This window comes from Gluconobacter sp. P1D12_c (assembly GCF_018812105.1).
In the GTDB taxonomy this organism is placed as follows: Bacteria; Pseudomonadota; Alphaproteobacteria; order Acetobacterales; family Acetobacteraceae; genus Gluconobacter; species Gluconobacter oxydans_A.
Genome location: NZ_JACSIQ010000258.1, coordinates 1 through 544 on the forward strand (window position 1 = coordinate 1; position 544 = coordinate 544).

Sequence of the window (544 nt, forward strand, 5' to 3'; positions counted from 1 at the left end):
GTTCATTCTTCTTCTGTAAATCTCTGAACGGCTTGCCCTTATCAAAACTTTTTTCGCGTTCGCTTTTCAATTCGTTCAATAGTGATTTTCGTGATTCATTACTTTTGTGAATTTTTGTTTTTAGTGATGAATTACTCGCTTTCAACTTCTCATTTTGATTCTTCAATAAATGAATTTCATTTTCACGAGACTTCGCACCATCATCAAAACGGCTTTTCGTGAATGACTCAGAAACCTGAACAACACCACCAGCAACAGCAGAAGAAACAGCACCAACCAACGTGCCAGCCTTCTCAAACTTTTCAGCCTTAGCTTTTGCAGCATCAACACGCTTTGCAACAGCACGACCATCAGCCAGAGCAATAGCTAAAGCCTTGGCTTGTTGCTTCTCCTGGTTCCACTGGTCCCGAGTTAAACGCCTACGACCTGGACCAATACGAGTTAAGCCAGAAGGCTTCCCGACCTTATCCCAATAACTGTCCTGCCAATCTCTAAACGATTGCTTATAGGCTTCATTTTGTTCCTTTGGAGATAACCCATCCGC

General features: G+C 42.5%; 1 pseudogene. It reads right to left on the minus strand.

What is annotated here, in order from left to right:
* Window positions 1-544: pseudogene (locus KP705_RS16630) on the minus strand (hypothetical protein); the annotation flags it as partial.